The sequence below is a fragment of the Paenibacillus sp. 01T422 genome, from assembly GCF_056398785.1.
Genome location: NZ_JBFTQB010000052.1, coordinates 1 through 13,616 on the forward strand (window position 1 = coordinate 1; position 13,616 = coordinate 13,616).

At 47.2% G+C, this 13,616-nt stretch carries 16 protein-coding genes and 1 other annotated feature; of the genes, 9 read left to right on the plus strand and 7 right to left on the minus strand.

The genetic code is table 11. The features are described from left to right. The 5 genes from urtC to gerQ all read left to right on the plus strand — a co-directional run. On the plus strand, positions 1–925 hold a 925-nt coding region (gene urtC / locus AC1DUA_RS04950), incomplete at its 5' end, for an urea ABC transporter permease subunit UrtC (protein ID WP_477498657.1). A gap of 47 nt (positions 926–972) precedes the next feature. Beyond that, the gene (urtD, locus tag AC1DUA_RS04955) at positions 973–1,764 is read left to right on the plus strand and encodes an urea ABC transporter ATP-binding protein UrtD (protein ID WP_477498658.1); all 792 of its coding nucleotides are present in this window, start codon (positions 973–975) and stop codon (positions 1,762–1,764) included. After that, entirely contained in the window at positions 1,757–2,452 is a 696-nt protein-coding gene (urtE, locus tag AC1DUA_RS04960) for an urea ABC transporter ATP-binding subunit UrtE (protein ID WP_477498659.1), read from the plus strand. Before urtD ends, urtE begins: the two co-directional genes overlap by 8 nt. Before the next feature lie 231 nt (positions 2,453–2,683). Beyond that, entirely contained in the window at positions 2,684–3,376 is a 693-nt protein-coding gene (locus AC1DUA_RS04965; RefSeq protein ID WP_477498660.1) for a response regulator transcription factor, read from the plus strand. A 139-nt stretch (positions 3,377–3,515) separates the two neighbouring features. Further along, positions 3,516–3,956, plus strand: coding sequence for a spore coat protein GerQ (gerQ, locus tag AC1DUA_RS04970; RefSeq protein WP_477498661.1), 441 nt, complete (start codon positions 3,516–3,518; stop codon positions 3,954–3,956). A 60-nt stretch (positions 3,957–4,016) separates the two neighbouring features. Here the strand turns inward: gerQ and AC1DUA_RS04975 are convergent, their stop codons facing one another. Next, positions 4,017–4,310 (minus strand): hypothetical protein, encoded by a 294-nt coding sequence (locus AC1DUA_RS04975; protein WP_477498662.1) that lies wholly within the window; start codon positions 4,308–4,310, stop codon positions 4,017–4,019. Positions 4,311–4,396: 86 nt separating this feature from the next. On the opposite strand from AC1DUA_RS04975, the gene AC1DUA_RS04980 reads away from it, so the two are divergent. After that, positions 4,397–5,380 (plus strand): metal-dependent hydrolase, encoded by a 984-nt coding sequence (locus AC1DUA_RS04980; protein ID WP_477498663.1) that lies wholly within the window; start codon positions 4,397–4,399, stop codon positions 5,378–5,380. A gap of 126 nt (positions 5,381–5,506) precedes the next feature. Here the strand turns inward: AC1DUA_RS04980 and AC1DUA_RS04985 are convergent, their stop codons facing one another. Continuing rightward, positions 5,507–5,734, minus strand: a complete 228-nt coding sequence (locus tag AC1DUA_RS04985) for a small, acid-soluble spore protein, alpha/beta type (RefSeq protein WP_477498664.1) — start codon at positions 5,732–5,734, stop codon at positions 5,507–5,509. A gap of 153 nt (positions 5,735–5,887) precedes the next feature. Between AC1DUA_RS04985 and AC1DUA_RS04990 the strand changes: the two genes are divergently transcribed. Further along, a complete protein-coding gene (locus tag AC1DUA_RS04990; protein WP_477498665.1) occupies positions 5,888–6,070 on the plus strand; it encodes a DUF5325 family protein in 183 nt (60 codons plus the stop codon). 68 nt (positions 6,071–6,138) lie between these two features. Here the strand turns inward: AC1DUA_RS04990 and trpS are convergent, their stop codons facing one another. Continuing rightward, positions 6,139–7,122: a tryptophan--tRNA ligase gene (gene trpS / locus AC1DUA_RS04995; RefSeq protein WP_477498666.1), complete on the minus strand. Its 984-nt coding sequence runs from the start codon at positions 7,120–7,122 to the stop codon at positions 6,139–6,141. A gap of 74 nt (positions 7,123–7,196) precedes the next feature. After that, positions 7,197–7,468, minus strand: a binding site (T-box leader). A 126-nt stretch (positions 7,469–7,594) separates the two neighbouring features. On the opposite strand from trpS, the gene AC1DUA_RS05000 reads away from it, so the two are divergent. After that, positions 7,595–8,668 carry a permease gene (locus AC1DUA_RS05000; RefSeq protein ID WP_477498667.1) on the plus strand — a complete coding sequence of 358 codons (1,074 nt, stop codon included), beginning with the start codon at positions 7,595–7,597 and terminating at the stop codon, positions 8,666–8,668. A 50-nt stretch (positions 8,669–8,718) separates the two neighbouring features. Here the strand turns inward: AC1DUA_RS05000 and ilvD are convergent, their stop codons facing one another. The 3 genes from ilvD to AC1DUA_RS05015 all read right to left on the minus strand — a co-directional run bounded on the left by ilvD (position 8,719) and on the right by AC1DUA_RS05015 (position 11,671). Then, on the minus strand, positions 8,719–10,404 hold the full coding sequence (gene ilvD, locus AC1DUA_RS05005) for a dihydroxy-acid dehydratase (RefSeq protein ID WP_477498668.1): 1,686 nt from the start codon (positions 10,402–10,404) through the stop codon (positions 8,719–8,721). A gap of 114 nt (positions 10,405–10,518) precedes the next feature. Next, the gene (gene rnhA, locus AC1DUA_RS05010; RefSeq protein WP_477498669.1) at positions 10,519–11,172 is read right to left on the minus strand and encodes a ribonuclease H; all 654 of its coding nucleotides are present in this window, start codon (positions 11,170–11,172) and stop codon (positions 10,519–10,521) included. 13 nt (positions 11,173–11,185) lie between these two features. Next, positions 11,186–11,671, minus strand: a complete 486-nt coding sequence (locus tag AC1DUA_RS05015; protein ID WP_477498670.1) for a hypothetical protein — start codon at positions 11,669–11,671, stop codon at positions 11,186–11,188. A 157-nt stretch (positions 11,672–11,828) separates the two neighbouring features. Between AC1DUA_RS05015 and AC1DUA_RS05020 the strand changes: the two genes are divergently transcribed. Then, positions 11,829–12,065, plus strand: coding sequence for an alpha/beta-type small acid-soluble spore protein (locus AC1DUA_RS05020; protein ID WP_127453012.1), 237 nt, complete (start codon positions 11,829–11,831; stop codon positions 12,063–12,065). Between the two features lie 519 nt (positions 12,066–12,584). On the opposite strand, the gene AC1DUA_RS05025 is transcribed toward AC1DUA_RS05020, so the two are convergent. After that, the gene (locus AC1DUA_RS05025) at positions 12,585–13,595 is read right to left on the minus strand and encodes an ABC transporter substrate-binding protein (RefSeq protein WP_477498671.1); all 1,011 of its coding nucleotides are present in this window, start codon (positions 13,593–13,595) and stop codon (positions 12,585–12,587) included. Positions 13,596–13,616: the final 21 nt, after the last annotated feature.

The following is a 13,616-nucleotide window of genomic DNA, read 5'->3' on the forward strand; positions in this document are numbered from 1 at the left end:
GATTTGGGGCTATACAGGCATATTGAGTCTCGGTCATGGCGTATATTTCGGGCTAGGCGCCTACTGTATGGCGATGCATCTGAAGCTAGCCGCAAGTCCCGGGGAGCTGCCTGATTTCATGTCTTGGAGCGGCGTAGAAAGCTTGCCCTGGTTCTGGGTTCCCTTCCATTCAGCAGGCGCTGCTTTCCTTCTAGCCCTCATCATTCCTATGATTGTTGCCTTCATTTTAGGCTATTTCACCTTTCGCAACCGCATTAAAGGCGCCTTTTTCTCCATCCTGTCGCAAGCCCTTGTCATCATTACAGTGACATTGTTTGTTGGCCAACAAGGCTACACTGGCGGAACGAATGGACTCACCAACTTCGACTCCTTTTTAGGCTTAAATCTGCAAGCACAGTCAACAAAGCTGATCTTCTTCTACCTCACATTAGCCGTCGTTGCACTCGTTCTGATCCTATGCAGTCTGCTCGTCACCAGCCGTATGGGAAATATTCTAACAGCCATACGCGATGGAGAGAATCGGGTACGTTTCATCGGGTACAATCCAGTTACGTACAAAGTATTCATTTACTGTGCATCCGCAGGTTTGGCCGGACTTGCCGGCGTGCTCTTCGTGCTTCAGGAAGGTATCATTTCCCCCGCCCAGATGGGGATTGTTCCCTCGATTGAAATGGTCCTTTGGGTCGCTATCGGCGGACGTTCTACCATCGGAGGTGCTGTGCTAGGAGCTCTAGTGACCAACGCTGCCAAAACTACGTTCAGTGAAGCTTATCCGACTTGGTGGCCCTTCATACTCGGCGCGATGTTCATTATTGTTGTGCTTTTACTCCCCAAAGGAATTGTCGGCACCATTACCCATTACACATCCAATTGGAAAAAACCCGTGCTGCCTAAGCCGATTACTTCCTCGCAAGAAGCCAGATAAGCTTACAAGTCATTTTGTTTCATGAATAAAAGAAGGAGGAACATCCCATGCTCGGACAATTAGCAGAGCAACAACCTGTGCCTGGCGCTAAAATACTAAGCGTAAAAGGGCTTGAGGTCAGCTTCGACGGTTTTAAAGCCTTGCGCAATCTCGACTTTTCCTTGGAATACGGCGAACTTCGCTTTCTCATCGGACCCAATGGGGCCGGTAAAACAACGCTCCTCGATGTCATTTGCGGGAAAGTGAAACCTTCGCTAGGTGAAGTTTTTTTCAAAGACTCCATTGATCTTACCAAACATCAAGAGCATCAAATTGCACAGCTCGGTATTGGACGCAAATTCCAAGCGCCTTCTGTCTTTTCAACCTTAACGGTATTTGAAAATCTAGCCTTATCCATGAAACAAAAGCGTGGTCTCCTCAGTGCGCTATGGGCCAAAACGACAAGCGAGCAGCGAGATCGCCTGCACCAAAGACTTGGCATGATTGGCCTCCAAGCCAAAGCCAAAGAGCGCGCGGGCTCCCTTTCACACGGGGAGAAGCAATGGCTCGAAATCGGCATGCTGCTTATGCAGGAGCCTGATCTTCTTCTGCTTGATGAGCCAGCAGCTGGAATGACCGATAGCGAAACAGAAAAAACGGGCGAGCTGCTCCATGAAATCGCAGCGGATCAAACAATTGTTGTGGTCGAGCACGACATGGAATTTGTTCGCCAATTTGCCAAAACGGTCACGGTGCTTCATGAAGGCACTGTTCTTCGCGAAGGCACGATGCTGGATATTCAGAATGATGATAAGGTTGCTGAGGTTTATCTGGGAAGGAGAGTGGAGCGCGGTGCTTAATCTTCATAACATCGAAGCAGGCTATGGGGAAAGTATGGTTGTTCGCCAAGTGAACTTACTCGTGAAACCCGGTCAGATCGTTTGTCTGATGGGACGCAATGGTGTAGGGAAATCAACGCTCATGAAGAGCATTATGGGTCTGATCAAACCCAAGTCCGGCTCCATTCAATATAACGAACGAGACATCACGACCTCACCTCCGGATCAGCGGGCGAAATCAGGCATCGGCTACGTGCCGCAAGGCCGTGAAATCTTCCCTCAGTTAACGGTTGAGGAGAACTTGTTGCTCGGCCTTGAAGCGGCGACAGACGGGAGAAAGAAGCTGCCCGACTCGCTCTTCGACACCTTCCCTGTTCTACGACAGATGCTCCACCGCAAGGGGGGAGACCTCAGCGGCGGTCAGCAGCAGCAGCTAGCTATCGCGCGTGCCCTAGCTGCTGGCCCGAAGCTTTTGCTGCTAGATGAACCCATGGAGGGCATCCAGCCTTCCATCGTGATGGAAATCGAAGCCATTATCGAAGCCATCAAAAGGAGAAGGGAGATAGCTGTCTTATTGGTCGAGCAAAGCTTGGAATTCGCAACGAGCATTGCAGATTATTACTATGTCATAGACCGGGGGACGGTTGCGGCCGAAGGTCATGCCGAGCAGCTGAGCGAAGATCAAGTTCGAAAGCACTTAACCGTATGATTTTGTTCCTGAATGTTCACCCTACCATAGGAAGCTGGATGACTTGACCTAATCTTTAGGCATCAAGTACCATCCAGCTTCCTTTTTTCTTTTTTTGAAAAGATTAATGAATTATTGCCTTAAAACTGGACGGCACAAAATGGATAATGATAACATGTTACATATAGGATCGAATGTTGCGTCCGGCATATCGAGCACCGAACCTTTTGAAGGAAAAGGAGGGGAACGTTTATGTCTAAAGTATTAATTATTGAAGATGATCTAAGCATTGGTGAAATGATGTCCATTTATTTGTACGAAGAAGGTTACCAAGTCATGCGGGCGGAGAACGGCCGTCAGGGAGAAACCTTATTCCGGGATTTCAATCCTGATGTCATTGTTCTTGATATCATGCTCCCTGATGTTGACGGCATTCAGCTCTGTACCTACTTCCGGACGGCTTCCACCATCCCTATTCTCATGGTTTCAGCCAAAAGTGAAGTTTCGGACCGAATCAAAGGTCTGCAAACAGGAGCAGACGATTATTTATGCAAACCTTTCTCCATGAGAGAACTTGCCGCGCGGGTACAAGCCTTGCTGCGACGTTCAACAGCTTTTGCCCATGTAGCAGCCACTGCAGCCGATTCCTCAACCAATCAGGTTGTCCACCTGGATCTCGAGAAACGGTGTCTTTTTGTACATAACAAGTTGATTGAGACTACTTTCTCCGAATTCGAGATTATGAAGCTATTATGGCAAAATCAAGGCCGTGTATACAGCCGCGAGGAGCTGCTCAACCGGGTCCGCGGTTTCGATYCCTATGTTACGGAGCGCGCCATAGATGTACATATCGCTAACCTGCGAAAAAAAATAGAAACCGACCCGAAAGAACCGAAATATATCAAAACGGTCTGGGGTGTCGGATATAAATTTTTACTGAACTAAAGCTCCCTTTCGGAGCTTTTTTATTTTGCAGATGAATGGGGAAATCAGTCACCAAATAGGCGAATGCACAATATGATGAGGTGTATGCTTCACAAGAAGAAAGCTTCCACAAGGAAAGCTCCAAGGAGGATTTACAGTTATGTTGAATAACCCTTACAAAATTGGCAATCAAGCGCAAATGCCAACATTCGGCGGAACTCCATACCCAGCTTACCCGGTTCCAACAGCAATTACGAACAAAATGGTTCCCATGCAGCCTAGCGGCTCCACAAACCCACCTACAGGAACTGGCCTGCAAACAGGTGTAAACGTACCTGGTCTACCGATGGAAGAATCTTATATCGAGAATATTCTACGGCTTAATCTTGGCAAAATGGCTACACTTTACATGACATACGAGAATAACTCGCAATGGAATGCCAAAATTTTCAAAGGCAAGCTGGAAGCCGCAGGACGCGACCATATCATCATCAGCGATCCAGCTACAGGCATGCGCTACTTACTGCTTATGGTGAATCTAGACTACATTACATTCGACGAGGAATTAAATTACTACTATCCCTATGGCAGCAGAAGATAATACGGATGCTTCACCTCCCAAGAACCGCTAACCTTAACCAAGGCAGCGGTTTTCTTTTGGTTAATCAACGGGTGTAAAATGCCACATATGCAGCTTGCTCAAGCCGCCTTTCACCCACTTTTCCCACGCCGCTTGGTTGCCCGCTGCTCTCCCGCCTTGCTGCAATCGCTCTTCTTTTAGTACGTTGTACTCTTCGCGACTCACTTCATTCCAAATTTCTACAAAAAGTCCTGGTTGATCCGTTCCCTCCAATACCTCCAAACGCCCTTCCCGCTCCTGCCACTGCTGCATATAGATGAGAAAAGACTCCCGATATTCGGGATTTATGGCATACTCTACAAAAACTTTAGACATTTTTAGATCTCCCTCTGATTTATTTTTTGCTCCAAAATGGTAAACTAATAAGAAGACGGAAAATGACCTTAGGAGGAGAAACCCACTTGGACACAGGAACACATCTTGTTATTGGCTTAGGGTTAGCAGGACTGTCGCAGATTGATCCCAGCGTTTCCGCGGATTCAGCCGCTACGACTGCTGTCTTCATCGGAACCGTAATCGGTTCACAGATTCCGGATGTGGACGGGCTGCTTCGTTTCAAGAACAACGCCACGTATATCCGTAATCATCGCGGTCGTTCCCACTCTTTGCCAGCTTTACTGATTTGGACGTTATTGATCACTGGAGCACTCGCTCTATTCTTTCACGGAATCCCTCTGCTGCATCTAGGAATGTGGGTAGGGATCGCGGTTTGTTTTCACGTTTTCAGCGATTGTTTCAACACATATGGTACACAAGCCATTCGGCCTTTTTCTGAAAAGTGGGTATCGTGGAACATTATTCACATCTTTGATCCCTTTATCTTTTCGAGCCATATTGCGGCCATCTTCATGTGGTCCTTCCACGTGGCCAGTCCAAAGCTTGTTTTTCCAACCTTATATGGTGTCATCGCCCTTTACTACATTTGGCGCACGCTTGACCATTACATTGTAGAAAAAGGTCTTTACCGTAAAGATCCGACTTTCCAGCATGGCGATCAATACACACTTATTGTAACATTCAACCTCTATGTCTGGAATGTCGTAAAAAGAAGAGCAGACGGCACTTTCCAACTGGGCGAGCTTAAGAATTCCAAGCTGAAATGGTTAGATACAGTAAGATGTGAAGACCACCCAGCCGTCGAAGCTTCCAAAAAGCATGAAGACATTCAAGCTTTGCTGTACTTCTCATCATTCACCTGTGCAGAAGTCAAGGAACATCGCTGGGGTTACGAAGTCAGATGGGCGGATGTGCGCTATCGCCACCGTAAGCAATACCCGTTCGTAGGTGTCATCCATATGGACCACAATTTCAAAACCCTCGATTCTTATGTAGGCTGGGTCAACGACACCAGACTTGAAAAGAAACTTCGAGTAGATCTTTATTAAGAAAGAGACGCGTGCCACTACGCGTCTTTTTTATTTATTTCCCACGAAAAAAAGCCCAGAGGTTTTTAGGCCCCTGAGCTTTTATATTACAACAATCGGGAAAAACTAATAACGGGTTATCGCTTCTTAGCTACGGAAGCCAGATTGACCAGCCAACGATTGCTCAGCGATTTGCACTAGACGACGAGTGATGTTACCCCCGATTGAACCTGCATCGCGAGTAGCCATATAGCCCATGTAACCATCTTGAGGAATTTGGATGCCCAGTTCTTGAGCTACCTCATATTTCAATTGATTTAGAGCTGCTGTAGCTTGTGGAACTGCCAAAGTGTTGCTGTTACGAGATTGTGCCATAAGGATCAGACTCCTTTCAGTCAGCTATGATCTTTGATGTATTTGCAAGCTTGCAAACATAGTATGTGGAGGAAATGAATTTATATGCACAGCGATCAAAAAAGTTTAAAATAAGAATACACCGCTCAAACTTCTAGAAAGTAGGTCACGTTCATGAGTAAACCGCTCGCGCTTCTATTCGCTTTAGTCGGCACGCTACTGCTTGCCACCATCTCCCTATTTATCGCACTCCGGCAGCCTTGGATGGTGCTCGTCTGTACGATCATTGCCTTAGGCTTTATCGGTTATGGCTTTGCCGTTAAGGCAAAAATTCGCAAAAGGAATTCTCGGCCGTAACCACAACGGCTGCACCCAAAAAAGAGCTCAACAGCTATAACCGCTGTTTGAGCTCTTTTCGCTTTTTTTTAGATGACCACGAAGCCCATCCGTTTCTTCACTTCAAGCAAGGTTTCGTTAGCGACCTCAGCAGCCTCTTGTGCACCTTTTTTCAAAATATCAAAAATTTCACCCGAACGGCGAATCTCCTGATAGCGTTGTTGAATCGGCTCGAGGACAGCCACGATCTGCTCAGCTAGATCCTTTTTGAACGGCCCATAACCTTGGCCATCATATTTAGCTTCAATCTCAGCTACGCTCATTTCAGCAAAATGCGAGTAGATCGAGATCAGATTGCTAACCTCTGGTTTGTTCTGCGGATCATATTTCACTTCACGGCCAGAATCGGTCACTGCACGGCTAAGCTTCTTACGGATGACAGACGGCTCATCCAGCATGGCGATGTAACTGCCTGCATTCGGACTGCTTTTGCTCATCTTCTTGGAAGCATCATCCAGCGACATGATTCTTGCCCCAATCTCAGGCATATAAGGCTGCGGCATCACGAACATATCGCCAAAACGATTGTTAAAACGGTTAGCGAGATCGCGTGTAAGCTCCAAATGCTGCTTCTGGTCGTCCCCAACCGGGATCAGGTCGGCATTGTACAAGAGAATGTCTGCCGCCATCAGAGACGGATACGTAAAGAGTCCTGCCCCAACGGATTCCTTGCCTTCCGATTTATCTTTGAACTGCGTCATGCGCTCAAGCTCGCCCATATTCGTCAGTGTCGTCATAATCCAGCCCAGCTCCGCATGTGCGTGAACATGGGATTGCAGGAAGATGGACGCCTTATTCGGATCTAGTCCCGCCGCAATATAAAGCGCAGCGATCGACTCCGTTTGTTCTTTCAGCGCTGCAGGATCCTGCGGCACCGTGATCGCGTGCATATCCACTACCATAAAATAGCAACGGTGCAAATGCTGCAGCTTGACATAGTTGCGAAGAGCGCCAATATAATTGCCAATTGTCAGTTGGCCGCTGGACTGCATACCTGATAATACTCGTTTCATAGTGAAAATCCCTCCGAATTCATCATTAAATTAAACTTGAACCGTTAAAAAAGACAACAAAAAGGCCTCTCCCCGCAAGGGACGAGAGACCGTGGTACCACCCTAATTTGTCCATGAATGAGCATAGAATTGCCGCATAGACCTTCAGGCTCTTGTAACGGAGAGCAGCCGTTTGGCATACTTGTCAGATGCGGATGTTCTTCCGGCCTAGGTTCCGGCAACCTCATGCTGTGTTCAGCCTCAAGCTCAAGGATCCATTCAGTTTGCTCGTTTCACCGGTTCGCACCAACCACCGGCTCTCTGAGAAACGGGAAACAAACATACTTGTTCCTGTCATCGCTTATTGATTTTATATAATTATACACCTTGACTTTCCATTGTCAACCAAGGTCTTTGTCCTATCTTTCCCTGCATGGACATAGGATAGATAACATACGATCCTATCATCAACGGACAAAGGGGTGTCAATGCATTGTCATCAACACTATACCGGTGGAGTCTTCCTATCTCCACGGTGATTTGCGCATGTCTTCTCATCCTCATTCTAACGACGAGAGAGCTTCCGCCGATGGGGTTGATCCTGAATGATATCAAGCATGTGTTCGCTGCTTTTATGGACATCTTTCTCGACGCTTTGCCCTTTATGTTCATGGGGGTCCTGCTCTCCACCGTCGTTGAAAACTTCATCCCGGAAGCTTTCATCCGGCGTATGACACCCAAACATCCGCTTGGCGGCATTCTGTTTGCCTGTGTGCTCGGGATCATGTTCCCACTCTGTGAGTGCGGCATGATACCTTTCGTTCGCCGGCTTATGCGCAAAGGGATGCCTGTGTACATTGCCGTTATTTTCATCCTCGTCGGACCGATTCTGAATCCGATCGTGTTCGCGTCTACCTTCATGGCTTTCCGCAGCGAGCCGGGAATGGCTTATTCGCGCATGGGGCTCACTTTCGGTGTCGCGTTGATCATCGGTCTCCTGTTAACGCGCTTTTTGAAAAGCAGTCCGCTGCGCCACGCCAATAGCGGGCATGCAGCTGAGCCTATTCACACGCATGACCATGACCATCATCATCATCACCATGAAAATACGCACGATCATGCTCATCAGCACGACCACGGCCATAATCACTCCCATGGTGACGGCAGGTTAGCAACAATGCTCAGCCACGGCACATCCGAGTTGTTTGAAATGAGCAAATACTTAATGCTCGGCGCTTTCCTGACCGCATTAATTCAAACCTTTGTCGCCCAGGACAGCTTATCCGCCATCGGCCAAGGGACATTCATCTCTCATGTCTTTATGATGGGCTTTGCCTACTTGCTTTCGTTGTGCTCCACAACGGATGCCTTCGTAGCCGCCTCTTTCGCCAAGACGTTCTCTCCAGGCTCCCTGCTGGCTTTCCTCGTCTTCGGCCCAATGATCGATGTCAAAAGCACGCTGATGCTGTTATCCATCTTCAAAGCCCGTTTCGTGCTTACGCTCTCCATTGTTGTTGCGATTACGGTTTTGACCGGCTCCTTGCTGTTTATGCATTTCTTTTTTTAAAAGCAGCATATAAAAAAGGCCAGAGCTATAAGCCCTGGCCTTTTATTATTTTACCATTTCAAAATAGCTCCGGCACTCGCATTCGTTACCATTTTGGTGTAACGCGCCAAATATCCGGTTTGGATTTTCGGTTGGAACTCTACCCAGCTTTCGCGGCGCTTCGCGAACTCTTCATCGCTGATTTGCAAATTGATTTTGCGGCCATCCATATCGACATCGATAATGTCGCCATCATGTACGAAAGCAAGTGGTCCGCCTTCCGCAGCCTCTGGAGACATATGCCCGATAGAGATACCACGGGATGCGCCTGAGAAACGTCCGTCTGTAATCAAGGCAACTTTCGCGCCTAGACCCATACCAACGATTTGGGAGGTAGGTGCTAACATTTCTGGCATACCAGGTCCGCCTTTTGGTCCTTCATAACGGATGACAACAACATGACCTTCTTTGACTTTGCCATTAGCAATGCCGTAAAGAGCCTCGTCTTGGGAGTTAAAGCAGATCGCAGGACCTACGTGGCGCCCGCCAACGGATTTATCTACCGCTCCGACTTTTACGATACTACCCTCAGGAGCAAGGTTACCGAACAGAACAGCTAGTCCGCCTCTTTCGCTGTGCGGGTTGYTTAACGGACGAATGACGTCCGTGTTCTGGATTTCACAGCCAGCTACGTTTTCACGAAGCGTTTTGGCAGTAACAGAAAGACGATCGCCATCGAACGCGCCCGGCTTTTTCAATAGCTCATTAATTACCGCGCTAACACCGCCGGCTAAATGCACATCTTCAATGTGGTAATCGGATGCTGGAGCGATTTTCGCAAGGTGAGGAACGCGCTCTGCCACTTCGTTAATACGAGAAATCGGGTATTCGATGCCAGCTTCAGCAGCGATAGCCAATGTGTGAAGGACAGTATTCGTGGAACCACCCATAGCCATATCAAGTGCAAACGCATTGTCAATCGCTTCAATTGTTACGATATCACGCGGTTTAATGTCTTTTTCGATCAATGTCATCAACTGTTTCGCGCAGTCTTTCACGAACTGCTTACGCTCTTCAGCAACAGCCAAGATAGTACCGTTACCTGGCATAGCAAGGCCTAGACCTTCTGCCAAACAGTTCATGGAGTTCGCTGTGAACATACCGGAACAAGATCCACAAGTCGGACAACCGTATTGCTCAAGCTCTTCCAGACCTGCTTCATCCAATTTACCTGCTTGGAAAGCACCTACGCCCTCGAAAACGGAGGACAAGGAAATGGACTTACCGTTTTTATCTTTACCGGCTTTCATTGGGCCACCGCTGACTAACATCGTAGGGATGTTAACGCGAAGCGCACCCATGATCATGCCCGGCGTAATTTTATCACAGTTAGGAATACAGATAAGACCATCGAACCAGTGCGCGTTTACGACTGTTTCCAAGGAATCCGCAATAATTTCACGGCTTGGCAGGGAATAACGCATACCGATATGTCCCATTGCGATACCATCGTCAACACCAATCGTGTTGAACTCGAAAGGAACGCCGCCCGCTTCGCGGATCGCTTCTTTCACCAGCTTACCAAATTCTTGCAAATGCACATGTCCAGGAATAATGTCTATATAAGAATTACAAACCGCAATGAACGGCTTGCCGAAATCTTCCTCTTTAACGCCGGCTGCACGCAACAAACTGCGGTGTGGAGCGCGGTCGAATCCTTTTTTAATCATGTCGCTACGCTGTTTTGGATGAGCCATTCTCTATTCCTCCTAGATTACAATTCTTTTGTAAAAACAATGAATCTATCATATCATACTTTTCGTCAAATTTCTCCCTTTAGTGTACTGACGCGTCAATGTAAAAGCAAGGGATTATTTTCTGCCAAAATCAGCCTTGATTTCTCCCCACTTTTTCGTATCCCATTTCACGATCTTATTGGGGTAGGTGTTGGTCCGAAGCCACTTCAGCGCGCGGTCAACCAGCGTCCATATTTCTTCTGTTGAACCATCCCGAACCAAATTGGTCGAAACTTCCTTTTTACGAATCCAGCTTAAAGCGGTAACGGAATCCGTATAAATCGTTTTGCCACTGCCCTGCTTTTGCAAATACGCCAGTCCGTGTACGATCGCAAGAAACTCGCCCAGATTATTCGTACCCTTCGAAATTGGACCTTGGTAAAAAAGAATTTCACCTGTCCGCGTATCGACTCCTTTGTACTCCACAATCCCCGGATTCCCAGAGCATCCTACATCCACGGACAGGCTGTCGTAGTCCACTTCAGGTGCCGTCTCAGGAGTAGCCGACTTCGTCCCGGAAGCAGATGCAGACGACGCTCCTGACTTCCCTCCGAAATTCAGCGACTTCTGCCAGCCCTTCTCCAAAGCTTGACGCGCTTCTGCCTCGGACTCGTACGATTTGAACCTCGCTTGCGGAAATCCTTTTGTCTGTGCCTGACAATCCGCCCACGATCGATAGATCCCTGGCTTATGCCCCACCCAAACAACATAATATTTCACTGCTGCCATTCTATTCACTCCATCATTGTTGATGTAATTGATGTACCAGATCTTCAACTACTTTCACCGTATCAGCAAAATAGGGCTTATAGTCCAACCCTTTGATAAATGCCAAATAGGTTTCCCCGATCTCCAGGACCTCTTTCCTGTAGTGATCAGCCGGTATGTTGTGGGTCTCAAGCTCGCGGTACGTGCCATTCGTTCGCTCTTCAACCGAGATAAGCTCTATTTGTTTCTCTGGCAAATGATGCACAACAAATGAGAACCCTCTACATTCCGGGTCTCCGCAGCCGCAAACAAAGAAAGGCATTTGCTCCCATTGATCCGGTGGTGCAAAACGATTCGGCTCCGTATCTTTCAGCGCACTGTACAACAGCGCAGGGAGCCCCACATCGACGCACAGCGGTTCTTCGATAATAACGCTATCGTCCACCGCCATGCGGACATCCGCCTGTATAATTTGTAAGTCCTTATCAAGGGACCAGCCCTTTATAGATAGTTCAAACATGATTTCGCCTCCGCTCTCCCTTTGCTTTTCTTATTATAACAAAGACTGTCCAATCCTGCTTTTCTGCTTTCCAAATTGTTTCCGAAAATTCCCAGTAAAATTGATGAGTATATTTTACAAAAGAGATTATACTACCTATTACTGGAGGTGATATCAGATGGCAGGACAATCTCGCAGCAGCAACTCTTTAGTTGTTCCACAAGCTACAGCAGCTTTGGATCAAATGAAATACGAAGTTGCTCAAGAACTAGGTATCCAGATTCCTCAAGATGGTTACTATGGCTACATGACGTCCCGTGATACAGGCTCCATTGGGGGCAGCATCACACGTCGCCTCGTTCAAATTGCTGAACAACAGCTAGCAGGCGGCAGCGCAAACAGATTTAGCAGATAACATCTCTCCTATACTTAAGCAAGTGAGGGCTTTCCTTCAAGTAGCTATGCTACTGAAAGGAGGCCCTCCTTTTTGTGTAACATGCAAGATCTATCCGCCTGGCTCCCGCTCATCCCCCACTTATCCCACAATTATTAACTGGCAATTAGAATCTACCGTTAATCTGTGTTGTTTAGTGGCTGRKAGYGAAATAGCGGTAGAAGCTACAGCTAAATCGTCGCTAGGGGACGGAATCTGCTGGATTCAGGGAGTTTAGCGGTAGAAAGTCCCACTAATTGGGCAAAAGTGGAGGAATCGCGGAGGATTAGATGGAGAAATCGGCGTTATTGTAGAGTAATCCATCTACTCAACTGCGCAGCTCCAAAGAGATGAACGGTTAAGGCGTTTCAGTGGAAATAACCAGAATTTTACCCTATTCCACCAACAATAAATAAATACAGGGCAAGCTCCGCTTACCCCACCCTTGAAACATATTTAGGTCGAAAAAGGACTGCTCACTAGTAGCAGTCCCCACATTTATTAAGGTTTTACATCGTAAATTTTGTACAAATCATCGAGCATGAGGTTAGCTGCTTTTACACCACCAGCTGTATTCCATGTCGCATCATTTACTTTTACCAATTTATTCTCTTTCACGACTTTGAGGTTTTTCCAAAGCGGATCATTCATCCATTCCTGCTCTTGCTTCGTTCCTTTACCATCGCCAGTCTCATATGTAAAGTAGAACACGCGATCTGCAGCATCCATTTCAGTCAAACGCTCTTTGGTAATATCTTCAAATGATTTCTCATCACTTTTCGGATCCGAACGCGGGAAACCGATTTGTTGGAAAATAACACCAGTGAACATGTTTCCATAGTAATAACGCGTTTTACCGCCCATGAAGCGGACAACAGCGACTTTCTCTTTCAGCTTATCGCCGGCTTTGCTTTTGAAATCGTTAATACGTTTATCGAAGTCGGCGATAATTTTGTCGCCTTCTGCTTTCTTGTTAAGCGCATTGGCATACAGCGCGAAGTTACTTTTCCACTCACCACGCAATGTCTCCGAATAAACCGTAGGAGCAATCGCTTTAAGTTGGTCGTACACTTTCTCATGACGCATTTTGTTACCAATAATTAAATCTGGTTTCAAAGATGCAATCAACTCTAGATTTGGCTGTGACTCTCCACCAACCGTTGTTACACCTTGCATATCCGCTTTGATATGGTCAAACCATGGATTACCGTAGTAAGACTCAACGGCACCAACTGGCTTAATTCCAAGAGCTAAAAGGGCTTCCGTTCCCTCATTCGTCAAAATAACAACACGCTTCGGCTGCGCAGGTACAGCGGTTTCCCCCATCGCATGTTTAATTGTACGAGGAGCATCGGACTTAGCAGCTTCTTGCGGTGCTGCAGATGCGGATGCTGATGGTTGCGCGCTAGGCTTTTCCCCACAAGCAGCTAAAACAATAGATACTACAAACATAATGGCAACAAGAGCCCAAGCTCTTTTTAGTCGTCTTCTTTTTCCAAAAATCTCAAACATCTTACTATGTTCCCTCCACAC

Excerpts from the sequence above, each read along its gene's own strand:
- urtD (WP_477498658.1), top strand. The coding sequence starts at position 973 with ATGCTCGGACAATTAGCAGAGCAACAACCTGTGCCTGGCGCTAAAATA.
- gerQ (WP_477498661.1), top strand. The coding sequence starts at position 3,516 with ATGTTGAATAACCCTTACAAAATTGGCAATCAAGCGCAAATGCCAACA.
- AC1DUA_RS04975 (WP_477498662.1), bottom strand. The coding sequence starts at position 4,310 with ATGTCTAAAGTTTTTGTAGAGTATGCCATAAATCCCGAATATCGGGAG.
- AC1DUA_RS04985 (WP_477498664.1), bottom strand. The coding sequence starts at position 5,734 with ATGGCACAATCTCGTAACAGCAACACTTTGGCAGTTCCACAAGCTACA.
- AC1DUA_RS04990 (WP_477498665.1), top strand. The coding sequence starts at position 5,888 with ATGAGTAAACCGCTCGCGCTTCTATTCGCTTTAGTCGGCACGCTACTG.
- trpS (WP_477498666.1), bottom strand. The coding sequence starts at position 7,122 with ATGAAACGAGTATTATCAGGTATGCAGTCCAGCGGCCAACTGACAATT.
- rnhA (WP_477498669.1), bottom strand. The coding sequence starts at position 11,172 with ATGGCAGCAGTGAAATATTATGTTGTTTGGGTGGGGCATAAGCCAGGG.
- AC1DUA_RS05015 (WP_477498670.1), bottom strand. The coding sequence starts at position 11,671 with ATGTTTGAACTATCTATAAAGGGCTGGTCCCTTGATAAGGACTTACAA.
- AC1DUA_RS05020 (WP_127453012.1), top strand. The coding sequence starts at position 11,829 with ATGGCAGGACAATCTCGCAGCAGCAACTCTTTAGTTGTTCCACAAGCT.
- AC1DUA_RS05025 (WP_477498671.1), bottom strand. The coding sequence starts at position 13,595 with ATGTTTGAGATTTTTGGAAAAAGAAGACGACTAAAAAGAGCTTGGGCT.